This window comes from Kocuria rhizophila DC2201 (assembly GCF_000010285.1).
Lineage (GTDB): Bacteria > Actinomycetota > Actinomycetes > Actinomycetales > Micrococcaceae > Kocuria > Kocuria rhizophila_A.
The window spans coordinates 388,365-413,339 of the sequence record NC_010617.1 but is presented as its reverse complement, the minus strand read 5'-3'; the positions used below and the strand labels follow the sequence as shown (position 1 = coordinate 413,339).

General features: G+C 72.3%; 22 protein-coding genes. 6 read left to right on the top strand and 16 right to left on the bottom strand.

Annotated features, from left to right (window positions below):
* The first annotated feature begins 4 nt into the window (after nt 1-4).
* Together KRH_RS01800 and KRH_RS01795 are read left to right on the top strand one after the other, a co-directional pair.
* Nucleotides 5-841, top strand: coding sequence for a carbohydrate ABC transporter permease (locus tag KRH_RS01800; protein ID WP_012397448.1), 837 nt, complete (start codon nt 5-7; stop codon nt 839-841).
* Nucleotides 842-889: 48 nt separating this feature from the next.
* Nucleotides 890-2,254, top strand: a complete 1,365-nt coding sequence (locus KRH_RS01795; RefSeq protein WP_012397447.1) for an ABC transporter ATP-binding protein — start codon at nt 890-892, stop codon at nt 2,252-2,254.
* A gap of 234 nt (nt 2,255-2,488) precedes the next feature.
* On the opposite strand, the gene KRH_RS01790 is transcribed toward KRH_RS01795, so the two are convergent.
* Nucleotides 2,489-3,139, bottom strand: coding sequence for a hypothetical protein (locus tag KRH_RS01790; protein WP_012397446.1), 651 nt, complete (start codon nt 3,137-3,139; stop codon nt 2,489-2,491).
* 216 nt (nt 3,140-3,355) lie between these two features.
* On the opposite strand from KRH_RS01790, the gene KRH_RS01785 reads away from it, so the two are divergent.
* Nucleotides 3,356-4,336: a hypothetical protein gene (locus KRH_RS01785; protein WP_050738023.1), complete on the top strand. Its 981-nt coding sequence runs from the start codon at nt 3,356-3,358 to the stop codon at nt 4,334-4,336.
* 272 nt (nt 4,337-4,608) lie between these two features.
* Here the strand turns inward: KRH_RS01785 and KRH_RS01780 are convergent, their stop codons facing one another.
* The 11 genes from KRH_RS01780 to malQ form a co-directional block, all read right to left on the bottom strand.
* The gene (locus KRH_RS01780; RefSeq protein ID WP_041297272.1) at nt 4,609-6,666 is read right to left on the bottom strand and encodes an NHL domain-containing thioredoxin family protein; all 2,058 of its coding nucleotides are present in this window, start codon (nt 6,664-6,666) and stop codon (nt 4,609-4,611) included.
* A gap of 239 nt (nt 6,667-6,905) precedes the next feature.
* Nucleotides 6,906-9,068, bottom strand: coding sequence for a cytochrome c oxidase assembly protein (locus tag KRH_RS01775; RefSeq protein ID WP_012397443.1), 2,163 nt, complete (start codon nt 9,066-9,068; stop codon nt 6,906-6,908).
* A 77-nt stretch (nt 9,069-9,145) separates the two neighbouring features.
* Entirely contained in the window at nt 9,146-10,414 is a 1,269-nt protein-coding gene (locus tag KRH_RS01770) for a Dyp-type peroxidase (protein WP_012397442.1), read from the bottom strand.
* The gene (locus tag KRH_RS01765) at nt 10,404-11,126 is read right to left on the bottom strand and encodes a copper chaperone PCu(A)C (protein ID WP_012397441.1); all 723 of its coding nucleotides are present in this window, start codon (nt 11,124-11,126) and stop codon (nt 10,404-10,406) included. The genes KRH_RS01770 and KRH_RS01765 overlap by 11 nt, the downstream gene beginning before the upstream one ends.
* Before the next feature lie 284 nt (nt 11,127-11,410).
* Entirely contained in the window at nt 11,411-12,085 is a 675-nt protein-coding gene (locus tag KRH_RS01760; protein ID WP_012397439.1) for a copper resistance CopC family protein, read from the bottom strand.
* A gap of 109 nt (nt 12,086-12,194) precedes the next feature.
* Nucleotides 12,195-12,746 carry a hypothetical protein gene (locus tag KRH_RS01755; protein WP_226905777.1) on the bottom strand — a complete coding sequence of 184 codons (552 nt, stop codon included), beginning with the start codon at nt 12,744-12,746 and terminating at the stop codon, nt 12,195-12,197.
* 346 nt (nt 12,747-13,092) lie between these two features.
* Nucleotides 13,093-13,377: an HU family DNA-binding protein gene (locus tag KRH_RS01750; RefSeq protein ID WP_012397437.1), complete on the bottom strand. Its 285-nt coding sequence runs from the start codon at nt 13,375-13,377 to the stop codon at nt 13,093-13,095.
* Nucleotides 13,378-13,457: 80 nt separating this feature from the next.
* On the bottom strand, nt 13,458-13,763 hold the full coding sequence (gene rpsN / locus KRH_RS01745) for a 30S ribosomal protein S14 (protein ID WP_012397436.1): 306 nt from the start codon (nt 13,761-13,763) through the stop codon (nt 13,458-13,460).
* 4 nt (nt 13,764-13,767) lie between these two features.
* On the bottom strand, nt 13,768-13,935 hold the full coding sequence (gene rpmG / locus KRH_RS01740; RefSeq protein WP_012397435.1) for a 50S ribosomal protein L33: 168 nt from the start codon (nt 13,933-13,935) through the stop codon (nt 13,768-13,770).
* 1 nt (nt 13,936) lies between these two features.
* Nucleotides 13,937-14,173 (bottom strand): 50S ribosomal protein L28, encoded by a 237-nt coding sequence (gene rpmB / locus KRH_RS01735; RefSeq protein WP_012397434.1) that lies wholly within the window; start codon nt 14,171-14,173, stop codon nt 13,937-13,939.
* A gap of 587 nt (nt 14,174-14,760) precedes the next feature.
* A complete protein-coding gene (gene malQ, locus KRH_RS01730; RefSeq protein WP_012397433.1) occupies nt 14,761-16,992 on the bottom strand; it encodes a 4-alpha-glucanotransferase in 2,232 nt (743 codons plus the stop codon).
* Nucleotides 16,993-17,095: 103 nt separating this feature from the next.
* On the opposite strand from malQ, the gene KRH_RS01725 reads away from it, so the two are divergent.
* Nucleotides 17,096-17,806, top strand: coding sequence for an HAD family hydrolase (locus KRH_RS01725; protein WP_012397432.1), 711 nt, complete (start codon nt 17,096-17,098; stop codon nt 17,804-17,806).
* A gap of 19 nt (nt 17,807-17,825) precedes the next feature.
* Here KRH_RS01725 and KRH_RS01720 read toward each other — a convergent pair whose 3' ends face one another.
* A complete protein-coding gene (locus KRH_RS01720) occupies nt 17,826-18,671 on the bottom strand; it encodes an HpcH/HpaI aldolase/citrate lyase family protein (RefSeq protein WP_012397431.1) in 846 nt (281 codons plus the stop codon).
* A gap of 347 nt (nt 18,672-19,018) precedes the next feature.
* Nucleotides 19,019-20,104, bottom strand: a complete 1,086-nt coding sequence (locus tag KRH_RS01715) for a glutathione S-transferase family protein (RefSeq protein ID WP_012397430.1) — start codon at nt 20,102-20,104, stop codon at nt 19,019-19,021.
* 182 nt (nt 20,105-20,286) lie between these two features.
* Between KRH_RS01715 and KRH_RS01710 the strand changes: the two genes are divergently transcribed.
* Complete coding sequence (locus KRH_RS01710) at nt 20,287-21,222, top strand: hypothetical protein (protein ID WP_105590549.1); 936 nt, start codon at nt 20,287-20,289, stop codon at nt 21,220-21,222.
* Nucleotides 21,223-21,267: 45 nt separating this feature from the next.
* Nucleotides 21,268-21,753, top strand: a complete 486-nt coding sequence (locus KRH_RS01705) for a MarR family winged helix-turn-helix transcriptional regulator (protein WP_012397428.1) — start codon at nt 21,268-21,270, stop codon at nt 21,751-21,753.
* A gap of 523 nt (nt 21,754-22,276) precedes the next feature.
* On the opposite strand, the gene KRH_RS01700 is transcribed toward KRH_RS01705, so the two are convergent.
* Together KRH_RS01700 and KRH_RS01695 are read right to left on the bottom strand one after the other, a co-directional pair.
* Complete coding sequence (locus KRH_RS01700; protein WP_012397427.1) at nt 22,277-23,158, bottom strand: LysR substrate-binding domain-containing protein; 882 nt, start codon at nt 23,156-23,158, stop codon at nt 22,277-22,279.
* 59 nt (nt 23,159-23,217) lie between these two features.
* A complete protein-coding gene (locus KRH_RS01695; RefSeq protein WP_012397426.1) occupies nt 23,218-24,927 on the bottom strand; it encodes a long-chain-fatty-acid--CoA ligase in 1,710 nt (569 codons plus the stop codon).
* Nucleotides 24,928-24,975: the final 48 nt, after the last annotated feature.

Below are 24,975 nucleotides of genomic sequence, written 5' to 3'. Positions count from 1 at the left end.
CGTCATGTTGAGCACTAAGCAGAAAATCGGGTGGACCGTGGTCTCGGTCCTGGTGCTGGTCTACGCACTGTTCCCGGTGCTGTCCATCCTGATGACCTCCTTCAAGTCCCCCTCGGACCTGAACTCGGGGAAGTTCCTCCCCACCACGTTCGTGTCCGAGAACTACCAGCAGATCTTCGTGGGCGACGCCAAAGACCTGTTCCTGCCGGCCCTGCGCAACTCGATCGGGATCTCCCTGATCGCCACGCTGATCGCCGTGGTGCTGGCCACGCTGTGCGCGTACGCGATCGCCCGCCTGGACTTCCCGGGCAAGAAGCTCGTGCTGACCACGGCGCTGATGGTCTCGATGTTCCCGGTGATCTCGATCGTCACGCCGCTGTTCAACCTGTGGCGCCAGGTGGGCCTGTACGACACCTGGCTCGGCCTGATCATCCCCTACCTCTCCCTGACGCTGCCGATCTCCATCTGGACGCTGGCCGCCTTCTTCCAGCAGATCCCGTGGGACCTGGAGCGCGCGGCCCAAGTGGACGGCGCCACCACCTGGCAGGCGTTCCGCAAGGTGATCGTGCCGCTGACCCTGCCGGGTGTGTTCACCACGGCGATCATCGCGTTCTTCATCGCGTGGAACGACTTCGTGTACGGGATCGGCCTGACCTCCACCTCGGCGGCCCGCCCGGTGCCCGCGGCCCTCGCGTTCTTCACGGGCGCCTCGCAGTTCGAGGACCCCGCGGGCGCGATCTCCGCGGCCGCCATCATCGTGACGATCCCCGTGGTGCTCCTCGTGCTGGCCTTCCAGCGCCAGATCGTCTCCGGTCTGACCCAGGGCGCCGTCAAGGGCTGAGCCCGGCCCTCCCCATTCACGCTCGGACACAGTTAGGACTGACAGAACATGGCAGCTATCACCATGGAGCACCTCGTCAAGAAGTACGACGACGGCTTTCCGGCGGTCAACGACATCTCCATCGACATCGCCGACGGCGAGTTCCTGATCCTCGTGGGCCCCTCGGGCTGCGGCAAGTCCACCCTGCTGCGCATGGTCGTGGGGCTCGAGGACATCACCAGCGGCGATCTGCTGATCGACGGCGAGCGGGTCAACGACCGCCAGCCGCGCGACCGCAACCTGTCCATGGTGTTCCAGAACTACGCCCTGTACCCGCACCTGTCGGTGTACGAGAACATCGCGTTCCCGCTGCGCCTGGCCAAGGGCCAGTTCAGCGACGACGAGATCGACCGCAAGGTGCGCGAGGCCGCGGAGACCCTGGACCTCAACGAGCACCTCGAGCGCAAGCCCGCGAACCTCTCGGGCGGTCAGCGCCAGCGTGTGGCCATGGGCCGCGCGATCGTGCGCGACGCGGACGCGTTCCTGTTCGACGAGCCGCTGTCCAACCTGGACGCCAAGCTGCGCGGCCAGATGCGCACCGAGATCGCGCAGCTGCAGCGCCGCATGGGCATCACCTCCATCTACGTGACCCACGACCAGACCGAGGCCATGACCCTCGGGGACCGCGTGGCCGTGCTCAAGCGCGGTCAGCTGCAGCAGATCGCGTCCCCGCGGGAGCTCTACGAACAGCCCGTCAACCTGTTCGTCGCCGGGTTCATCGGAGCCCCGTCCATGAACTTCATCCCCGCGCGGATCGAGGGCGGTGTGTTCCAGACGCCCATCGGCGAGATCGAGATCCCGCAGCGCGTGCGCGCCTCGCTCTCGGGTGCTCCCGAGATCGTGCTGCTGGGGCTGCGCCCGGAGCACTTCGAGGACGCCAAGTTCGTGGACGAGGCCAAGGCTGGGCACGGCACCACGTTCGACGCCGAGTTCACCCACACGGAGTGGCTGGGCAACCAGCAGTACGGCTACATCCGCTACCAGCAGGACGAGACGGTCCAGCACAAGCTCAACGAGCTGGCCCAGGAGCTGGACGCGGACGAGATGCCGGCGCAGGTGATCGTCTCCCTGGACGCGTCCTCGCGCATCCGCGGCGGGTCCACGTCCAAGATCTGGCTGGACAGCCGCCGGATGCACGTGTTCAACCCCGAGACGGGTGAGAACCTCACGCGCGACGCCGAGGCCGGCGCCGAGCTGACCCGGGAGGCCAACGAGGAGCGCAAGGCCGAGATCGACCGCGCCCGCCAGCACGAGGGCACGGACCGCACGGGCGGCCCCACCGCGCCGGGGCACGACGACGCGCGCGCGGCGGATGCCCCGGCCCACGGCGGCCACGCCGGACCGGGCGACGGCGGCAGCAGCGCCGCCCGCTGAGCCGCATCCCTCGAACCGCGCCCGCTGAACCGGTTCCGCTGAGCGGGATCCGCCGCGGAACCGCTGCGAGGCGGCAGGTTCGGGCGCCGCCGGGCACGTGCGGGGTGCACGTGCCACCGGACCACCGCGAACGGCCGGTCCCCTCCCGGGGGGACCGGCCGTTCGTTGTGAAGCGGCGTTGCGGGGCGTGCAGGGACATCGTGGGAGCCGGCGGGCGGAGTGACGGCCCGCCGCTCACCCGGCCCGGGAGGCGAGCGCCCACCACACGGCCAGCGCGATCGCGGCCACGAGGGCGAGCGAGGACACCGCGTACCGCAGCCGCGGATAACGCACCCGCCAGGAGACCAGGTGGGGCCGGTGCTCGCGCACCTCGGCCGGGGTGGCCCGCCGGAAGTTCAGGTGCCGCGCGCCGCTGAGCCGGGCGATCTCCTGCAGGCTCTTCCCGTCCCACACGGTGCCGTCGAGGGCCAGGGCGCTGCGCCCGGCCCCGGTGACGAACCACAGCTGCGGGCGCCCGCGGGGCGTGCCGCCGCCGACCCGCGGGGGCAGCAGCGCCTCCACGGTGACCACCTCCGCGATACGCTCGCGGGGCACGGCCCGGAACCCCACCCAGCGGGAGACCAGCACGTGGCTGGCCGTGAGCACCGCGAGCGCCGGCCGCAGGTACGCGTAGGACACCACGAGACCCAGGAGGGCGAGCAGCACCAGCACCGCCGCCGCGGGCGCACCCGGGCGGCGGTAGTACAGCATGGCCACGGCGAGTCCCACCACGAGCAGCGGGGGCAGCGCGGCGCCCAGCCGCCTGCCGTAGGACCCGATGCGGGGGTGGAACACGTGCTCGGGCGTGCCGTACCGGGCGGGAATCTGTCGGACGGTCTCTGCCATGGGCTGCTCTCGTGCTTGCGGGTGCCGGTCCGCACGGTGGCGCGGACCCCGTGGCGGCCCCGTGTCCGGGTGCGGCCGCCGCTCGGCGGCTCCGACCGGTCGGTGCCGCGGGGGCGACGCCGCGGCGTCGCCCGGTTCAGCCTAACGGCACCGCAGGCGGGCCGCGCGGGGACACAGGTCGGCCGGAGTCCCGGGCATCAACTACCGTGAGTGGTCATGGAACGCAGTGATCGCATCGTCAGGGCCGTGGGGGCGTGGTTCTTCCTGATCGTGCTCTCGGTCGCGGCCGCCGCGGTGACCATCGCGCTCGTGAACAAGTACCAGTACGGCCCGGAGACGGACGTGCGGGAGTACTTCCAGGCGCTGCAGGACGGCAACGGCGGCAAGGCACTGGGTCTGCTCAACGCCCGCGTGCCGGACTCGAATGCAGCGCTGCTGGACGGGGACGCCCTCGCGGAGGCGGGCAGCCACCTGGAGGACGTCGCGGTGTCCACGGTGTCCTCGGACGGGGACCGCGCGGTGGTGCGGGCCAGCTACCTGCTGGACGGCAAGGAGGCCTCCTCGGAGTTCACCCTGCACCCGGCGGAGACCCAGTGGGGTTTCTTCACCGTGTGGGACTTCGACCCGTCCACACTGCCCACGATGACCGTGTCCATGCCGGGCTCCACCGCCGTGGACATCAACGGCGCGTCCGTGGCGCTGCGCGGCTCGTCCCGCGAGTTCGCGGTGTTCTACCCCGGCGTGTACACCGGTTCCTACAGTTCGCCCATGATCACGGCCGAGCCGCGCGAGGTCCCGGTCAGCGACGAGGACCAGCGCACCACCATGGAGCTCACCGCCGTGCCCTCCGAGCAGCTCAAGCAGCAGGTGGAGCGGCAGGTCCACGACCACCTGGACGCGTGCGCGCGCCAGGACAGCCTCTACCCCGCCGGGTGCCCGTTCTCCGCGGACTTCCCGGGCCGGATCCAGGGCGCGGTCTCGTGGAGCATCAAGGACTACCCGCGCCCGGAGGTCCGCCTCGGTGGCGCCCACGCGGACCAGTGGTCGCTGCCGGACAGCCGGGGCACGGCGCACCTCGAGTTCACTGCCGTGGACCTCTACGACGGCCACACCACCAAGGTCTCGCGGGACGTCCCCTTCACGTTCTCCGCGGGTCTGCAGGTCACCGGGGACAAGGCCACGGTCACCCCGAAGTAGCGCCCGCACCACGGCGCGCCTCCGCACGACGCCGCCCGGCCCGGGTGTCGTGCCGCGCGCACCGCGGGCGGTGAAGCCGCCCGCGGGCCCGACGCCGGGTCCGAAGTCTGCCGCGCGCGGGGCGCGGTCCACGCGGTGGCCAGCGGGTGCCCGGGCCACCTCGCGCCCTGGGGCGCGCCCGCGGGACGACGCCGCACGGGCCGTCCCGCGCCAGGGCGGTCCACCCCAGCCGTGCCGGGCGGCGTCGGGTTCCGGCGTGCCGCCCGTGCCGCTCAGTCCGTGCCGCGCAGGTCCAGCGTGAGCTCGGATGGCGCCGCAGGATCCACGCGGAACGGGATCCCCCAGTCCTGCTGGTACAGGTGGCACGCGGCGTGGTCCGGGATCTCCCCGTCCGGAGAGCCGTCGCACGCGGCCGCGCGGGCCGAGATGTGCAGGACGCCCTCGGTGACCCCCTCGGCGAGGCGCAGGGTGCGGGTGAGCCCCTGGGCCGTTCCCCCACCGGACGCGAGGGCCTCCTCCGGGGACGCGGAGACCTTCAGCTGGGTGGGATCCCCCCAGCGGGTGTCGAGCTTCTGCCCGGCGGGGGCGGCGAAGCGCACCGCGAGCTCGAGCTCACCGGGGGCCAGCTGGGTGCGCTTGCGCTGCACCTGGGCCGCCCCCTCGTCCACCGTGAGGGCCTGCCGGGGCACCGGCACCCGAACGAGCCGGTGCGCGTTGGTCTCCACCACCACCAGCACGGGGTCCTCGTGGGTGGTGTCCAGCAGCACGTCGGACGGCTCGGCCAGGCCGCGGGTGAGGGTCGTGACCTCGTCCGTGGCGGGGTCGTAGCGCCGCACGGCACCGTTGTAGGTGTCCGCCACCGCCACGGAGCCGTCCGGGAGCACGGTGACCCCCAGACAGTGCTGCAGCCGGGCGTCCGCGGCGGGGCCGTCCCGGAAGCCGAAGTCGAACAGCCCCAGCCCTACGGCGGAGTCCACCGTGGCCGCGCCGGTGCCGGGGGCACCCACGCCCCCGGGCGTCGTCGCCCCGTCGGAGGGCGCCGCCGCCCCCGTGGAGGGTGTCGTGGAGGCCGCGCCGGAGGGCAGCGCGTCCACCGCGCGGGCGAAGATCCCCTCCGACCCGGCAGCCGGGGCGGCAGCGGCACCCGGCGCGGCGGCGTCGTGACCCGGCAGCCGGACGCGCCGCAGCGCGGAGGACTCGGAGTCCGCCACCCACACGTCCCCGTGCGCGTCCTGGGCCAGACCCGAGGGCTGGGCGAACCAGGACTCGTGGGCGGAGCCGTCGCGCAGCCCCTCGTCTCCCGTGCCGGCGAGGACGGCGAGCGCCCCGGTGCGCGGGTCGAAGGAGAACAGCTGGTGGGTTCCGGCCATGGCGACCACCAGGGTGTCCGCGGCGTCGGACCACACCACGTCCCACGGGGAGGACAGCGCGACCGACGTGGGTTCCGTGTCCGTGATCTCGTTGGGGTCCACGCCCCGGGCGCGGGCGTCGTCGAGCAGGCGCTGCACACCGTTGCCCGCGAGGGTGCGCACCGAGCCGGAGCCCAGGTCCACCCCGCGCAGCCGGTGGTTGACGGTGTCCGCGACCACGAGATCGTAGCCGACCTCCGAGCGCAGCCTGCCCGGCAGCACCGCGATGCCCTGCGGCTCGTTGAACCGGGCCACGTCCCGCGGGCCGTCCGACCAGCCGCGCGCACCCGAGCCGATGGCGCGCCGCACCGTGGTGAGGTCCGACTCCAGCTGCACGAGGCGGTGATGGCCGGTGTCGCTGACCATGAACGAGCCGTCCGGCAGCGCGACCACCTTGCCGGGGAAACGCAGGTCCCCCTCGGGCTGCGGGCGCGGCACGTAGGGTCCGTCCCCGCGGTGCAGCGTGCCCTTGGCCTCGTGCTCCGCCACGAGCTCCGTGACCAGGGACTCCAGCCCCTGCACGTGGCCCTCCCCGGACAGGTGCGCCACGATGTAGCCCTCGGGGTCCACGACCACCAGGGTGGGCCACGCGCGCGCCGTGTAGGCGTCCCACGTGCGCAGCTCGGGGTCGTCCAGCACGGGGTGGGTGAGCTCGTAGCGGTCCACCGCGGCGGCCAGGGCGTCCGGATCGGCCTCGTGCTCGAACTTCGGGGAGTGCACGCCCACCGTGACCAGCACGTCCGCGTACTGCTCCTCGAGCGGGCGCAGCTCGTCCAGCACGTGCAGGCAGTTGATGCAGCAGAAGGACCAGAAGTCCAGGATCACGATCTTGCCCCGCAGCGACTGCAGGTCCAGCGCCTCGCCGCCGGTGTTGAGCCAGGCCCGGCCCTCCAGCTCCGAGGCGCGAACGGGTGTGGTCATGCGTGCAGCGGTCACGGGGGTCCTTCCACGGGGGTCAGGTATCTGTCATTGCCAACGCTAGCGGCGCGCCCACGCTTCCCGCGCGCCGCATGACGCCCCGCACACGCGGCTCGTCACACAGGCTCTGCCCACGGCGCCGGGGACGACGCCGCCCGCACCGGGAACGGGACGACCGCTCCCGCGGCGACCGTGCGGCGTCGTGCCCACGCGCACGGTGGCGGGCCCGCTGGGAGGCGGGGTCAGCGGCGGGACTCGTCCCGCTCGGCGAGCTCGGCCATCATCTCGTTGTAGGCGCGCAGCTCGGCGTCGTCCGTGCGGTCCGCCTGCCGGTCCACGCGCCTGTTCTCCTTGCTGCCCTCCATGGCCCACAGCACCGCCATGATCACGGCCAGCAGGAACGTGGGGAACTCCCCGATGCCCCACATCAGCATGCCGCCCAGCTCCTGGTCCTCCAGCGCGGTGAGCCCCCACGGGCGGCCCATGTTGCCGAACCACGAGGCCTGCATCACGGACGTGAGGCTCATGATGCTGATGCCGATGAACGCGTGCGCCGCCATGGTGGCCAGCAGCAGCACCAGGCGCATGGGGTAGCTGGGACGGCGCGGAATGGGGTCGATGCCGATCAGCACGAGCGCGAACATGTACCCCGTGAAGAGGAAGTGGACCATCATGAACTCGTGGCCCACGTGGTAGCGCAGGGTGAAGCGGAAGAGGTCCGTGAAGTAGAACAGCACGATCGAGAACGCGAAGTTCGCCCCCGCGAAGATCGGGTTGGTCACGATCCTGCCCCACGTGGAGTGCACGAGGCGCAGGATCCACTCGCGCGGACCGCGGGTGCCGTCCCGGCGGGGTTCGAGCGCCTTGAGGATCACCGTGACCGGCGCGCCGGAGACCAGGAACAGCGGGATGATCATGGTCAGCGTCATGTGCTCCACCATGTGCGCCGAGAACAGCACGCGGGCGTACACCGAGACCCCGCCGCACGTGGCGTAGACCAGGGCGGCCAGGCCCACGAACCAGGAGACCGTGCGCAGCGCGGACCACGTGTCCCCGCGGCGCCACACCTTCACCGCGGCCCACAGGTACACCACGGCCATGAAGAGCACCACGGCCACCCAGAACCAGTCCCAGCGCCACGTGGTGAACCAGTGGGCGAGGGTGGGCTCCGGGGGCAGCTCGTACCACGTGAGGATCCGTGCGGGTGAGGCGTCCGGGGCGAGCTCCTCCGGGACGGGCGGGGCGGTGCGGCTCAGGGACGTGGCGATCCCCATGAGCAGGCCCATGAGGAAGACCTCCACCACGATCACGCGCCACAGCGTGGCCGTGCGCGAGCGCGAGCCCTCCGCGACCCCGGGGATGAGCCACTGCCGGTGGGCGAAGCCCGCCGCCGCGAGCAGCAGGGTCAGCACGAGCTTGGTCAGGGCGAGCACCCCGTAGGACGAGCCCAGCTGCTCCCACGTGCCGATGCGCACCGCGGCGTTGACGATCCCCGAGAAGAACACCAGGGCGTAGCAGCCCAGGGCCACCACGGAGTAGCGGCGCAGCACCACCGCGAGCAGCGGTTCCCGGTGCGTGGTGCCACCGCGGCGGCTGACCACCGTGGACTCGCGGGACAGCAGCGGCCCCACCCACACCAGCACCACGATCCCGCCGACCCACAGGCTGACGCCCAGCAGGTGCAGCCCCAGGGAGTTGACCGCGCCCATGTGGTCCGCACCGCCGGCGGCGTGCCCGTTCAGGGCCAGCGCCACGAGGGCCACGAAGGACAGCGCCAGCGTGCAGAACAGCCCCAGCAGCGCGCGCACGCCGAACACCAGCGTGGTGACCACGGCGGCCACCATCATGATCACCGCCTGGGACTGGCCCGTGGAGATCTCCGTGACGTAGTGCAGCAGCTGCTGGGTGTAGCCCGCTCCCCGGCCGAAGCCCGAGCCGGAGACGTCCGCGTACGTGAACACCAGCACCGCCACCGCGGAGACCGTCCACACCACGGACGCGGCCTCCACGAGCTGCAGCACGGAGCGGTACACCGGGTGCTCGGGCTCCCCCACCTGCTCCTTGCTGTTGCGGGGCGGGCGCTTGCGGGTGGTGTCCGCGAAGCGCGGCACCACCCCGATGGCCAGCAGCAGTCCGCCCATCACCACGGTCATGGCGATGTTGTGCACGGTCTCCACCACGGGCAGCCCCCAGCGCACGAGGGTGCCCGGATCCGCCACCTGCCGGGGTGCGGCCGCACCGCCGTACAGCAGCGCGGCCGCCATGCCGAGCATGGCCGCCACCAGCACGAGCGAGATGCTCCACGGGCTGACGCTCACCCCGCCGTCCCCGGGCGCAGAGGTGCGCCCGGCCGGGCCGTTCGTGCGCTCCCGGGTTCGGCCCCGGTTCCGTGCGGTGGTGCTCATCAGTGCTCCTTCGGCCCCTCGACCGATCGCGGTGGTGTCCTGGCGCCGTGATGGCGGGACCGTGCGTGGTGAACGCGCTAGTTGAACAGCACGTCCCCGATGAACCCGCCCGGCTGGCAGCCCGGCGGGATCGCGAACACCGCGGAGCCGATCGGCACCGTCCACGTGTTCAGCATGTCCAGCTCGTCCAACCGCTTCTGGATCGGCACGAACTGCCTGTCGGGGTCCGACTGGTAGGACGCGAAGATCAGCCCCGTGTTGGACACCCCGCCCGAGACGTCCCCGGAGCGGCTCTGCCCGGAGGCGTTGCTCACCGCCAGATCATAGTTGTAGACCCTGCGGAAGATCTTCTCGTCCGGGTTCTCGCTGCGGGAGCGGCGCACGTGGCTGTAGGAGGAGATCACCGGGAACCCCAGGGGTCCCTTGGCCTCGAAGTCCGGCTCGTCGTGCTCGCTGCCGCCGGTCAGTGGCGCCCCGTCCGAGAGGCGGCGCCCCACGGCGTCCTCGCGGGCGGGGGTGTCCGCCTCGTCCCACGTGTCCAGGTTCATGTGGATGCGCCGGATCACCACGGAGGTGCCGTCCTGGATCCACGGCTCGAAGCCGCCCTGGCCGTAGACCACCTTCTCGTGGTCGGGCTCCCCCGGGTAGGCGTTGACGGTGCCGTCCAGCTGGCCGAACAGGTTCCGTGTCGTCTGACCGTCCGGGGTGGCCCCCACGGTGTTGCGGAAGCCGTCCTGGACCCACTTGACGCTCGCGAAGGAGCGCACGTCCTTGAGCAGCACGCGCTGCGCGTGGGCCAGGGTCAGCTTGTCGTCGCAGCACAGTTGGATCAGCAGGTCGCCCTGGCCCCACCGGGGCTGCAGCCGGTCCACCCCGAAGGCGGGCAGGGGCCGCAGCCAGGACGGGGAGCGTGTGCGGTCCACGAGCTCCATTGCACGGGGGCCGAAGCCCACGGTGACCGTGAGCCGCGAGGGGTTCTCCGCGAGCCACGGTTCCTGGTCGTTGAGCGGGGCCCGGCCCTGGGTCAGCGCCGCGGCGTCGTCCGTGAGCACCCGCAGCAGCCGCCGCAGGGAGTCCCTGGTGGCGCCGTCCGCGAGCCGAAGCGCGACGAAAGCACTGAAGGCCTGGGGCAGCGTGGCCACGCCGGCCTGCCGGGCGCCGTGGAAGGGCTCCGTGGCCAGCCCGTGCCGGGGCAGGCCCTGCTCGGAGGAGAAGCGGGGATCCCCGGCGCCCAGGGCGGCGGCCGAGACCGCGCCGAGACCCGTGGCGCCGGCGCCGGCGACCGCTCCCGTGAGGAGCGATCGCCGACTCCATCCCGAGGGGGAAGGGCTGGGATCAGTGGGCATGGCACTCCGGCAGTGCGGAGGAGGAGGGCGAGGACATGTCCATCCCGCCGTGGGATGCATGCTCGCCCGAGCCACTCCCGTGGGAGCCGTGGAAGGCGTCCGAGCCGTGATCGCTCGCGGACGCGCTCGCCTCCTCGCCCGGTGCGTAGTTCTCCTTGGCGCCCGAGTAGTCGCGCACCGGGACGCTCACGTCCTGGGTGCCGCCGTCGGTCTCCAGCTGCAGCGTGAGGTCGCTGCCTGCCTTGAGCGAGCACGTGAGGCCCATCAGCATGATGTGGTTCCCGCCCGGCTCCAGGTTCACGCTCTGCCCGGGGGCGATCGTGAAGCCGTCCTTCTTCTCCTTCATCTCCGTGGCCCCGGTCTTTGGATCCTTCACGGTCTCGTGCATCTGGACGTCGTCCGCGGTGCCGTGGGCCGCCGCGCTCTTGAGCGTGACCTCCTTGTCCGAGGTGTTGGTGACCTTGCCGAACACGGCCGTCATGCCCGAGTCCGCGGCTTTCGCCCAGCCGTCCTCGATCTTCAGGGCCCCGGCGGCCGCGGCGTGGGAGGCGGAGCTGCTGCCGGAGGCCGACGGCGCCTGCTCACCGTTCTGCGCGGAGCAGCCGGTCAGCGCGGCGAGGCCCAGCCCCAGCACGGTGACGGCCGCCACCGCCCGGTGGGCGGGACGCACGCGTCGGTCGGGGCGGGAGGAGGTGTGGGTGGTGGTGTTCATGGTGTGAATCCTTCGAGTGTGCGACCGTCGGGTGCCGGCGGGCCGCCACGGGTGGCATGCTGCCCATGGCATGTACCGCGGCTCGCCCTGCGTGGTGGTTCCCGCGGGGTGCGGGTGCCGGGCCGGGGACGCCGAGGTCCCCGCCGTGCCCGCGCGGTCCGCTCCGGGGCTCGGACTCCACCGCGTGGGCAGGCCCGGCCTCACGGGGCAGGCACCGTTCGGTCGATGAGTGTGATGAGTGGTCGGGACCGGCGCGGGGCGCGCCCTGCCTGCCGGTCCGGGTGTCAGCGCTGCCGCGGACGGGTGGCGAAGGCGAGGACCACGAGCAGCAGGATCAGCGCGACGACGCCGCCGATCACGGGCAGCACCCAACTGGGCACCCCCGTGCCGCTCACGTTCTGCTGGCCGGCGTCCCCGCTGGCCTCCCCCGCACCTTGGGAAGTGGAGGCCACGGGCGCCGGAGCCGCCGTGGTCCCCGAGCCCTTGCCCACGGAGTAGGAGAAGGTCCCCTCGATGGGGTGCCCGTCCTGGGAGACCACGCGCCACGTGACCGTGTACGTCTCGTCCGTGCTCCCGCCCTCGCGCAGCGGCTGGGACACCTTGGTGTTCTGCACCGCGAGCTTGCCGCGGGTCATGTCCGTCCCGTGGGAGTCCGTGACCCGGACCTCGCTGCCGATGTCCTGGATGTTGCCGGAAAAGGTGAGGTCCAGCGTCGTCGGCGCCTTCTCCAGGGTGGCACCGGACTCGGGGGTGGTGCGCACGAGCTCGTCGTGGGCCTGCGCCGGGCCGGAGGCGGCCAGCGCGAGGACCATGGCGAGCAGCACCGCGAGGACCGCGGTGAGCGCCGCCCCGGGCCCTCGGAGGGCGGCCGTCGCGGGCGGCCCACCGGCGGAGAGCGGGGGTGCCGTGCGGGCGACCGCCCGCACGGTGGAATCTGAACGGGTGTGACGGTGTGACATGGGTGCTCCTGCGCCGAAGGGCGCGGACGGGCCGCACTGGTGCGGCGGGGTGGATGCGATGGACGCCGGGGCGGCATCGGATCCACGGGGCGCGGGGCCCGTCCGATGCCTAGGCGAACGCGGGCGGTCCGCGGTACCTGCAGACCGAGGGCAGCAGGAGCTGGGGCGTGAGTGCGCGCGGCGAGGTCCAGGAGGTGCGCCGGGGCACCTCCACCGTGACCGGGCGCAGCACGGGCGCGAGGATGCGCAGCACGCGCACGGAGAAGGCGTCGAGCAGCCGGAAGGCCGCGACCTCCCCGTGGCGCAGCAGCAGGTAGGTGGCCAGCGCGGCCACGGCGTGGGCGACGAGCATGCCGCCACCGTGGTGGGCCACGACGGGGGCCGCGGTGATCACCACGGTAGGGCCGTCCGTGGCGGCCGCGAGGTGGTGGTGGGTGTGGTCCACGGTGTGCACCGCGCCGCCGGACTGGGCGAACAGCGTGTGGAGCAGCGCCTGGGAGAGCGCGACACTTGCTGCCACGGCGCCCCGCGAGAGGACGCGCCCGGCCAGCAGCATGCACACGGGTGCGGCCAGGCACGTGGACAGTGCCACGAGCAGCGGCGAGGGCCAGCCTCCCCCCACGGCGGCGTGGGAGGCCGCGGCGAGGGTGGTGGCCACCACGGCGGCAACCCATCCCCGGGCAAGCCGGTGGGCGCGAGGGGACACCGGACACCTCCGAGGCAGACGCAATGGGATTCGTCCTCCATTATGCGCCACGGCCCGCGGGAGTTCGACCACCGCCGGGACACGGACCGCGCTCCCCTCTGGCCCGTGACGCGCCCCACGCACTCGAAGGGTGCGCCGGGGTGCAGGTGTTCGCGCCCAGGGCCACCTGGGCCCGAACACCGGCGGCGGGAACACGGCGGGGTGCGGGGGATGCGGGCGGGGATGCACGAAGGGACCGTTCACGCGAGTGCGTGAACGGTCCCTTGAGCAGTCACGGGTGAGGCACCCGTGCAGACCTGCCTCACTTGGAGGAGACGGCAGCCTTCAGCTTGGAGCCCGCGGTGAGCTTGACACCGTGGCCGGCCGGGATCTGGATGGCCTCTCCGGTCTGCGGGTTGCGGCCCTGGCGAGCGGCACGGTCGGTGCGCTCCACGGACATCCACCCGGGGATGGTGATCTTCTCGCCCTTGGAGACGGAGCTCTCGAAGACCTCGAAGAGAGAATCCAGCACGCCGTTGACGGCGGCCTGGGTGTTGCCGGACTTCTCGGCAACCTCGGCAACGAGTTCGCTGCGGTTCATAGCCATGTGCTTGTCCTCCTGGACTTGGTTGGCGTTCTCTGGGACGGACCGCGACCGGGGGTCACTCGGCCCTTCCGGGTGAGAAATTACCAGCTGGACTTGTAGATGCCGGGCAACTCGCCACGGTGAGCCATGTCGCGGAAGCGCACACGGGAGATGCCGAAGCGCTGGAAGGTGCCACGGGGACGGCCGTCGATCTGGTCGCGGTTGCGCACGCGGATCGGGGAGGCGTCACGGGGCAGCTTCTGCAGACCCAGGCGGGCCTCCTCGCGGGCCTCGGGGGAGGCGTTCTCGTCCACGAGGGTCTTCTTCAGCTCAGCGCGCTTGGCGGCATAGCGCTCGACGATGACCTTGCGCTGCTCGTTCTTGGCGATCTTGGACTTCTTGGCCATGGATTCAGCGCTCCTCGCGGAAATCGACGTGCTTGCGGACCACCGGGTCGTACTTCTTCATGACGAGGCGGTCGGGGTTGTTACGGCGGTTCTTGCGGGTGACGTAGGTGAACCCGGTGCCGGCCGTGGACTTCAGCTTGATGATGGGACGTACGTCCTTGTCCTTGGCCATCTCAGATCTTCTCCCCACGTGCGATGAGCTCGTTGACCACGGCGTCGATGCCGCGCGCGTCGATCACCTTGATGCCCTTGGCGCTCAGGTTGAGCGTCACGTTGCGGCGCAACGAGGGCACCCAGTAGCGCTTCTTCTGGATGTTCGGGTTCCACCGGCGCTTCGTGCGGCGGTGCGAGTGCGAGATGCTGTGGCCAAAGCCCGGCTGGGCCCCGGTCACCTGGCAGTGCGCTGCCATAGTGTTCTCCTCCAATGTCCAATGTCGACGAAATGACGGCACGCATGGTGACCGCCGGGCGGTGTTCCGCCAGCAGCCGTGGCCACGAGTGATCCGCCACCTCAAGAAAATGCCACCGTTCGCGCGCCGGGCGTGATGTGTGCTTACCCCGCGGCAGTACCGGTCAGGGCACTCGCTACGACGAAGACGGTGAAGATCAAGGCGCCGGTAGATGGACTCCACCACACGACAGCCTTAGATTCTAGGCTTCTGCGGGCTCTCTCGCAAACGTGGAACAGCAGAACGGTGCGAGTGAGCGCCCCTCGATCTTAGCCGGTGGGGCTCGCCTGACCAATTTGGCGGGCCCGGCACCCCCTCTCGGGACCCCGATCCACGCCCCGGTGGGCCTGCGGGCATGCACCCCGTGGGTGCGCATCGAGAATGCTCCCGGCGGAATGCACGGGATAGCGCAACGGGGTGGGGGCGCGTCCATGACCCGCGCCCGCCACCCCGATGCCTTTCCTTCGGCCCCATCTCCTCACCCAGGAGATTAGGTAAGAGAAGTCTCACCTAATTGCCCGGCCGGGGCAACCCCCGCACGGCGTAACTCAGGACGCGCTGCGGAACGGGTCCGCGAGGTCCCGGCGCTCCGGCTGCTCGGGCGCGGTCACGGCGGAGGTGCGCCGGTGGGTGCCCAGAGCCTCGTTGACCACGTCCACGAGGCGCTGCACGCGCGGCATCCTGGGCAGGGACTCGAGCATCACCGGCCGGCCGTCCGCGTCCGCGAGCGGAACGCGCCAGTTGGGGTACTCGTCGCTGGTGCCCGGCTGGTTCTGGATCCGCTTCTCCCCCACGGCGTCCACGAGGGACACGTTGAGCAGCAGGGACGGCGCATCGCACAGGTAGCGGTAGAGCGCCTCGACCTTCGTCTCGGCGTCGGCGTCCGCACCTCCGGGCAGGTACCCCGCCTCCGTGACGGCCGCGAAGAACGTCTCGAGCTGGGCGCGGGCGTCCTCCCGCTCCTCCTCGGGGGAGCGTGCCAGCAGCCCGAGGTCCTCCCGCAGCTGCAGCTGCACGCCCTCCAGGTACCCGGGCGTGGGCGGCAGGTCGTGGGTGTTGACCGAGGCCATGCACAGCTCCCGGTAGCGGGACGGGTCCCGGGGGACGTCCCCGTCCATCTCGAACCACAGGATCGAGGTGCCCAGCACGCCCTTGGACTCCAGGTACTCGCGCACGCTGTCCTCGACCGTGCCGAGGTCCTCGCCCACCACCACCACGCCGGCGAGCTCGGCCTCCAGCGCCAGCACGCCCACCATGGCCTCGTGGTCGTAGTAGACGTACGTGCCGTCCGAGGCGGTGTTGCCCTCGGGGATCCACCAGAGCCGGAACAGGCCCGCCACGTGGTCGATCCGCACCCCTCCGGCGTGCCGGAAGATGGTGCGCATCATCTGGCGCCACGGCCGGTAGCCCAGCTCCGCGAGCTTCTCGGGGTGCCACGGGGGCTGGCTCCAGTCCTGGCCCAGCTGGTTGTACATGTCCGCGGGGGCACCCACGCTCACGCCCGCCGCCATGGCGTCCTGCAGCGCCCAGGCGTCCGCGCCGTGCTTGTGCACGCCCACCGCGAGGTCGTGCACCACGCCGATGTCCATCCCCGCGCGGTGCGCCGCGCGCTGCGCCGCCTCGAGCTGCTCGTCCAGCAGCCACTGCAGCCACACGTGGAAGTTGACCCGGTGGGCCAGCCGGGTGCGGGCCTCCTGCGCGTACGGGGACCCGGGCGAGCGCGCCTCGTCCCGCCACAGCGGGGAGTCCTCCCCCAACTCCTCGCGCAGCGCGCACCACAGCGCGAAGTCCTGCAGCGGTTGGCCCGCCTGCGCCACGAACGCCTCCAGCTGCTGCTGGCGGTAGGGCGAGCGGCGCACGGTGTAGAGCAGCTCCAGGGTCTTGAGCTTGGCGGCGTAGGCCGGGTCCCGGTCGATCGAGGAGGGGTCCAGCACGGCCTTGCGCTGCACCGCGGCCAGGCGGTCCACCACCTCACGGTCCGCGGGGCGCAGGTAGGGGAACTCCGCGACGTCCGCCACGCGCAGGTACAGGGGGTTGAAGAACCGGCGGCTCGAGGGCAGGTACGGGGAGGGCTCCACGGGCGGCTCGGGCTCGGCCGCGTGCAGGGGGTTGATGAGCACGTAGTCCGCGCCCTGCACACCGCTCAGCGCCGCGAGCGAGGCGAGGTCCGAGAGGTCCCCCACCCCCCACGAGCGCGAGGACATCACCGAGTAGAGCTGCGCCATGTACCCCCAGCGCCGACGCCCCCGCAGCCGGTCGGTGGTGCTCAGCCGCCGCGGCGTCACGGCCACGTCGATCCTCGCGCGCTCACCCGATCCCGTGACCGCCTCGAGCCGGTACCAGCCCAGGGGCAGCTCCGCGGGCAGCGCGTAGGGCACACGACGCCGCTGCTCACCGTCCACCTCGCGCGTCTCGGGCTCCTCGTCCGCGGCGGGCTCCAGGGCACGCTCCGCGTCCTGGTCCCCCTCCGGCCACAGCCGCACGCGCACCGTGTCCCCCGGGGCGGTGGTCACGGCCACGGTGGCCGCCCTGCCGACCTCGGTGACCACCACGGGCGGCAGCAGCCGCCGCCACGGCGCGGACTCGCGCTCGCGCAGGGAGCGGGCCACGGCGTCGTCGTCGGACACGTCCGCCCCCAGCGCGGTGAGAACGCTGCGCAGCGTGGCGTCCGGAACGCTCTCGTGCTCGCCGTCGAAGCCCTCGTACTCGGTGGCCACACCGTACTCGGTGGCCAGGCGCCGCACCGTGGTGTCCCCTGAATTCCCTGCCTGCTCAGCCATGCCCCACACTCTAGTCAGCGCGGGGTGCGACCCTCGCCCCGCACGACGACGCCGCACCCGGCCGCCGCGCGCCGCCCGCCCGGGTGCGTGGTTGACTGGAGGCATGGAACCCACCCTGCCCGGACCGGACCCGCAGTGGCGCCCGAGCGCCGTCGTCTTCGACTGCGACGGCGTGCTGATGGACACCGAGAGCGCGTGGGCCCGCGTGCAGAAGCAGGTGGCGGCCGGCTACGGGGTGGACATCGACGCCCGCACCGAGGCGGACCTGATGGGACTCTGCGCGCAGGACATCGCCGCGTTCATCACGGGCCGCGCCGGCGAGGTGGCGCGCGAGCGGGGGACGTCGGCCCCCGGGCAGGGCGAGGTCCTCGCGCGGCTCGTGGACACCGAGGCCGAGGTGGTCGGAGCGGTGATTGAGGCCCTGCCAGGAGCGGTCGAGACGGTGCGCACGGTGGCCCGGCACGTCCCGGTGGCCGTGGCGAGCAACTCCACGAGCGCGATCCTGGACCGCAAGATGCACGGCGTGGGGATCGCGGACCTGCTGCGGACCTGGGTCAGCGCGGAGGACGTGCCGCGCGGCAAGCCCGCGCCCGACATCTACCAGGAGGCCGTGCGCAGGCTCGGCGTGGACCCTGCGGACGCCCTCGCGGTGGAGGACTCCCCCGCAGGGAGCACCGCCGCGCGCACCGCGGGACTGTGGGTGCTGGGGGCGCCGCTCGGCCACACCGAGCCCATGGCCACCCACTTCCTGGTGGAGTCCCTCGCGGACCCCGCGGTGGGGCGGCTGCTGCGCGGCTGGGGCTTCGAGCGCTGACGCCGCGGGGCGCGCGGCCTCAGCTGTTCCAGAGGCCGTAGGTCTCGGCGAGCTCGGAGACTTTCCGGGCGCGCGCGAGGCGGGGCAGGTAGGAGCCGTCCGCGCCCCCGTGGCCCGAGTTCGCCTGCTCGATCATCTCCCGGGCCCACCGGATCTCCTGCTCGCTGGGGGCCAGCGCGTGGTTGATCGTGTCGGTCTGCGCCGGGTCCAGGCACAGCTTGCCGGTCATGCCCATGGACTGGGTGACCTTGCAGGCCGCCTCGAGCTCCTCACCGGACACGCCGTTGCTGGGCCCGTCGATGGGCCCGGGCAGCTCACCCACGCGCGAGGCCGTGACCAGGGTGGAGCGCGCGAACGCGAGCGCCATGGGATCCCCCGAGGCACCGGTGTCCTTGCGGAAGTCCCCCACGCCGAAGGCCAGGCGGAAGACGCCCGGGGCGCGGGCGATGTCGTAGGCGTTCATGAGGCCCACGGCGGACTCGATCAGCGCCACCACGGGGGTGCCCGCTCGGCTCATCATGGCGGTCTTGGTGATGTGGTCCGGGTGCTCGGTCTTGGCCAGCACGATGCCCCGCAGCTGGGGGACCTCGCTCAGGGCGGCGAGGTCCTTCTCCCAGTGCGGGGTGGAGATGTCGTTGATGCGCACCCACGCGCTCACGCCGTCCTGCATGGCGGCGACCATCTCCTCGCGGGCGCGGTCCTTGTCCTCCTCCGGCACGGCGTCCTCGATGTCCAGGACCACGGAGTCCGCCTCCGAGGCCATGGCGGGCGCGAAGAGCGAGGTGTCCGCCGCGGAGGTGAGCAGCCACGAGCGGGAGAGCCGTGCGGGAAGGGCTGCTGCGCGCTGGTTGCGGTACGGGGCCATGGATCTCCTCGATCGGGTGGGACGGTGGACCCCGGAGGTGGCACCGGGGCGGGGCGTGCGGCGGCCCTGGAGGGACCGCCCGGCCCGGTCCCGGACACGGCGCACGCGAACCACCACAGGGGCCGTGGACGCGCGGAAGTGCCGCGGGGATCAGGCGCCAGGCACCCGATCCACTCTAGTGGCTCCGCGCGGGACCGGTCCCGAGGGGTGGGCACAAAAGGCCCCGCCCGTGATTTGTGCGGTTCCCACCACCGCGCGCCGCTGCCGGACCGGCCCGGCAGCGGCTCAGCGCCCCGCCCGCTCACCCCGGGGCCGGCTCCGCCCGGGCCGGCTCGACCCGGCGCCGCTCAGCAGACCAGCGGGGTGTGCTCCGGGTCCACCCGCTCCTCGGCGCGCACCGGGCCGGGGGCCGTGGCGCCGGGAGCGAACGGCGAGCCGCCCAGGGACTCCCGGCCGTGCGGCGTCGTCCAGTTCGACAGGTCGGGGCCGAGCGGCACGATGCCCGAGGGGTTGATGTCCCGGTGCACCACGAAGTAGTGCTCCTTGATCTGCTGGAAGTCCACGGTGTCCCCGAAACCGGGGGTCTGGAACAGGTCCCGGGCGTAGCCCCACAGGTTCGGCATCTCGGTGAGCTTGTTGCGGGAGGCCTTGAAGTGGCTCACGTAGACGGGGTCGAAGCGCACCAGGGTGGTGAACAGCCGCACGTCCGCCTCGGTGATGTGCTCCCCCATGAGGTAGCGCCGTGTGCCCAGCCGGTCCTCCACCCAGTCGAGGGCGGTCCACAGCCGCTCGTACGCGGCGTCGTAGGCCTGCTGGGAACCGGCGAAGCCGCAGCGGTACACGCCGTTGTTGATCTCGGTGTAGATGCGCTTCATCACCGGGCGCATCTCCGGGACCAGCTCGGCGGGCCACAGGTCCGGGGCGCCCTCGCGGTGGAACGCGCGCCACTCGGTGGCGAAGTCCTCGGTGATCTGAGAGAAGTCGTTGGTGACCACCTGCCCCGAGGGGACGTCCACGATGGCGGGCACCGTGATGCCGCGCGGGTAGTCCGGGAAGCGCGCGAAGTAGTTCTGCTGCAGCCCCTGCGTGCCGAGCACCGGGTCCCGGCCGTCCGGGTCCAGGTCGAAGCGCCACGAGCGCGAGTCGTGTGTGGGGCCCGGCAGACCCACCGAGATCGCGTCCTCGAGACCCAGCAGCCGCCGCACGATCAGCGTGCGGTTGGCCCACGGGCAGGCCCGCGCCGCGATCAGCCGGTAGCGACCGGGCGCCACGGGCCACGCCCTGGCTCCCGCAGCGAGCTCGGCGTGCTCCGGGTCCGCCACGATGCGGTCCTCGATGTAGCTGGTGTCGCGGGTGAACTCCTCCCCCGCGTGGACGTAGTGCCCCGCGGTCGAGTACTGCTCGTCCTCGTGCGCTCCGGTCTCCTGCGCCATGGCGGCCCCTTCCCTCGGTGTGCCTGGATGCCCTCGGTGTGCCTGGATGCTACGCCACGCACGGCGCAGCGCATGACCGGTGGGCCCGCCACCCCGCGGGCCGGGAGGACTACAGTGGCGGTGTCCAGTCCGTCGCGGCCAGGCCCGCGCGGCACCGCCGAGAACTCCACCGGATCGCCACCATGAACCCCGTTCAGCGCCCACGGGACGAGCACGGCTCGTCGGACCCCCACCCCTCGGACTCCCCTGCCCCGGATCCCCGCGCCTCGGCTCACGAGGCCTCGGATCCCGACGCCTCGGCGCCGGGTGCCCCGGCAACGGGGGCCACGAAGGACCGCACCCGGGATGCGCGCGACCGGTCGCAGTACGGCATCCGCCTCGATCCCTCCGCGCAGGCCTCCGGCCCCGGTGCGGGCACGACGCCGCCCGCTCGCCCCGACGCTCCGCAGGGAACCTCCGGGGGCCGGGGCACCGCACGCGGGAGCGCCGCGCAGGGGGCGCGGTCGGCGTCGTCGTCCGGGGCGGGCACTGCCCCCGCCACCGCCGCGGAGGACCCTGCGGCGCGTTCGGCCGCGGCCCGAGCGGCACGACGGATGGGGCGCGGGCTGTCCTTCACCGTGATCATGCTGGGGGTGCTGGCTGGGCTGGCGCTCGTGGCCATGGACGTGTGGTTCGGCTGGGTCGTGGGCACGGTGCTCGTGGTGCTCGGTGCGCTGGGCTACGCGCTCGTGCAAACGCGCGCGCTGCCCGTGCTCCAGGACCCGGGTGAGCCCGAGCGGCGCTCGTGGTCCAAGCTGTGGCTGATCCCCGCCGTCCTGCTGCTGCCCGGGTTCGCGTGCCTGGGCATGGCGTTCGTCGTACCGTCCTGGCTGGGCCCCACCGTTCCCGCGGACCTGCTGGACGACTACGTGCTGGCGTTCATCGTGGGCGGGATGACCATGATCGTGGGCGCGGGGCTCGGCTTCGGGCTCGTGGCCACGGCGCGCTTCACCCGCCCGGACGACGACGACTCCCCGCTGCGCCCCACCGACTACGCCGAGCGCCTCCGGGAGCGTGAGCGCCCCGAGGGCGGCGACTACTACGATTCGGACTGGATCCGGCGCGATCCCCGCACCTGAGAAACCCGTCCCGCGGTGCGGCGCGTCACGGAGGAGCACTGGAACATGGACAGCACACCCACCGACCGCCCCGTCCCGTGGCTCAGCGACGCCGAGCAGGAGGTGTGGCGCAGCTTCCTGCGGCTCTCCCGCGGCATGGAGCGCGCCGTGGACCGGCAGCTGCAGCGGGACAGCGAGCTCTCCGGCTCGGAGTACGAGATCCTGGTGCCGCTCTCCGAGTCCGAGACCGGTGAACTGGCCTCGCGCGAGCTGCTGCGTGCCCTGGGCTGGGAGCGCTCGCGGCTGTCCCACATGCTCTCGCGGATGGAGCGGCGCGAGATGATCCGCCGCTCCCCGCACCCCACGGACGCCCGCGGACTCATGGTGGGGATCACCGAGCACGGCCGCCGCACCATCGCACGGGCCGCCCCCGCGCACCTGCTCATGGTCCGCGAGGCCTTCGTGGACCGGCTCGAAGAGCAGGACCGGGCGGCGCTGGTGCGCATTGCGCGCGCGGTGCTGCCGAGGCTGGAGCAGCTGGGCCTGACCTGACCCGCCGCCGTCCTCGGCCGGCTCCGGCCCGACGCCGCGCCCGCCCGGCTCGCCCCGGCGAGCGTTCCGGCGGCGTCGCCGTCAGGGACCCGCGCCGCGTTCTGGACACTGTGGAACGAACCCCACGAGGGGACCGAGGCGTGGAGTGGGGCTGCGGTGGCGGGGAAAAGACCCGTTAACAGGGGACGGGTCCTGCCACTTGGGGGATCGGCAGGACCCGTCGGACATCCCGAATCTGGGGGAGATCGGGACGCCGGCCAGCCGGGGGATCATCCAGGCGCGTATTTGGGGGGATGCGCCCGGGCCACTTCGACCGACATCAACACATTATGTGGCAAGTCCATCCAGACGCAAGTAAACCATCCGATAAATCCGCAAATACTTTCCCACCTGGGACGATGCGTCGCGACGTGACGAGGACCATGTCTTCGTTCGTCACACTGTGCGACACCCCCCCCCCGAGCCCCTTGTCCCCAGGTAGGACCACACGTACTTTGCCCCGGCCCGCCCCGCGAGCGCCGGCTCACTCCGCGTCCTCGAGCTCCTGGAGCATGGTGAGGACCGTGCGCAGCAGCGGGGAGCGGTCCTCGCTGCGCCACGCCACGGCGAGATCCACCGCGGGCGGATCGGCGAGCTCCTCGTACGCGACACCGTGCAGCTGCAGGGCACGCAGGGCCTCGGGCACCACGGCCTCACCGCCACCGGCGGCCACGAGGGAGAGCACCGCGGAGCTCTCCCGGGCCACCTGCCCGATCAGCGGCGCGAAGCCCGCGGCCCGGCACATCTCCTCCAGCGCGCGGTGGACCGCGGAGTCCGGCGCATGGCACACGAGCGGGCGGCCCGCGAGCGCACTCGCGGGCACGGGCCGGCCCGTGGCGAGCGGGCACCCCGTGGGCACGGCCAGCACGAGCCGCTCCCGGCGCACGAGCCGGCGCTCGAGCCCCGGGGACGCCACGGGAGGGTGCAGGACGGCGGCGTCCAGGGTGCGCCCACGCAGGGCGGCCTCCATGTCCGGGGTGGACATCTCTCCCTGCAGCCTCAGGGTGGCGCCGGGGAGCCGGCGGGCCACCTCACGGGCGAGCCGCGGCATGGTCCCGTAGGTGGCCGAACCCGCGAAGCCCAGCCGCAGGGCACCCGCCGATCCCCGACCCACCTGGCGGACGTCCGCGGCAAGCGCCTCCACGTCGGTGACGATCCGACGGCCCCGGTCCAGCAGCAGCTGACCGGCGGGGGTGAGGTCCACGCGTCGGGTGGTGCGCTCCAGCAGCGTGACCCCCAGCCGCTCCTCGAGCTGGCGGATCTGCTGGGACAGCGCGGGCTGGGCCGTGGACAGCCGCTCGGCCGCGCGCCCGAAGTGCCGCTCCTCCGCCACCGCGATGAACTGTCTGAGCTGCCGCAGCTCCATCACCGTTCTCCTCTCCGCCCCGGACCAACCGGTCCACGGGTGCGCCGGGCGGGCAGTCCTCAGCCCTTGAGCAAGTCCTGGGACAGGATCTCCTCCTTGACGGCGCGACGCAGGGTCTTGCCGAGCATCGTGCGGGGGAGGTCGTCCATGGCGATGATCCGCCGCGGGACCTTGTAGCGGGTGACCTTGTCGTAGCAGTGCTGGCGCAGGGCGGCCTCGTCGAGGGTCACCCCGGGCTCCAGCACCACGGCGGCCACCACGGTCTCGTTGCCGTCGTCGTTGGGTATCCCCACCACGGCGGCGTCGGCCACGCTGTCGTGCAGCTTCAGGGCGGTCTCCACCTCGGTGGGCGCCACGTTGAACCCGCCCGTGATGATGACCTCCTTGATCCGGTCCACCACGCGCAGGAAACCGTCCTGGTCCACGGTCACGATGTCGCCCGAGCGCAGCCAGCCGTCCTCCGTGAACAGCTTGGCGGTCTCCTCCGGGCGCTTCCAGTAGCCCTGGGTGGTCTGCGGGCCCTTGACCAGCAGCTCGCCCTCGGCGTCCACGGGCACGTCCTCGCCGGTCTCGGGATCCACCATGCGGATGTCGGTGCTGGGGAAGGGGACGCCGATCGACCCCGCGCGGCGGTGCTCGTTGAGGGGGTTGCACGCGACCAGGGGGGAGCACTCGGTCAGCCCATAGCCCTCGATCAGCATGCCTCCCGTGGCATCCTCCCACGTGGCGACCAGGGGGACAGGCAGACTCATGGCGCCGGAGACCGCCACCCGGACCCCGGTGAGGTCCTTGCCCTGCTCCTCGGCGGCGTCGAGCACCTTCTGGTAGACCGGCGGGACCGCGGGCAGCACGGTGGGCATGCTCTTCTTCATGGCCCGCAGGATCAGGTCCGCGCGCACCGTGGGGAACAGCACCAGCTTGGCCCCCAGGGACATGGCGAAGGTCAGCCCGAGCGTGAGCCCGAAGGCGTGGAACAGTGGGAGCACGCCGTAGACCACCTCGTTGGAGGAGCTGTCCAGCCAGTGCTGACCCATCAGGGCGTTGGACTCCAGGTTCCGGTGGCTGAGCATCGCCCCCTTGGGCAGGCCCGTGGTCCCGGACGTGTACTGCAGCAGGGCGGTGTCCGTGGCGGTGGGGCGCGGGTGGTCCGCGCGCAGCGGCGTCGAGTCCAGCAGGGAGGCCCACGAGATGGTGCCGGGTGCGGCGCCGGTGAGCTCGCGGCGCTGGGCGGCGAGCTTCTTGAGTGGCAGCCGCAGCCCGAGGCGCATGGGGGCGGGCATCGCGGTGGTGATGTCCACGGCCACCACGTGCTCCACGGCGAGATCCTGGGGCATGCTCGTGATCCGCGAGGCCACCTTGTCCCACGCGATCACCACGCGGGCACCGTGGTCCTCGAACTGGTGCCGCAGCTCCGGGGTGGTGTAGAGCGGGTTGTGCTCCACCACGATCGCTCCCAGGCGCAGCACCGCGTAGAACGCCACGATGTGCTGCGGGCAGTTGGGCAGCACGATCGCCACGCGGTCACCGGCCTGCACCCCCAGCACGCGCAGCCCCTCGGCCACGCGCTGGACCTGGTCCCCCAGCTGCGCGTAGGTGGTGCCCGCGCCGAAGAACTCCACGGCGGTCTTGGCGCCGTGACGGGCCACGGACTTCTCGAGCATGTGCACCAGGGACGTCTCAGGCAGGTCCAGGTCCCGCGGGACCCCGGGGTCGTAGCTCGCCGTCCAGGGTCGGGTCGCCAGGAAGTCACGGGAATTCACGTCAGCCATGACTGCGAGGTTACCTGCCTCACGCCGCCCGCCCGCACGCGGTCCCTC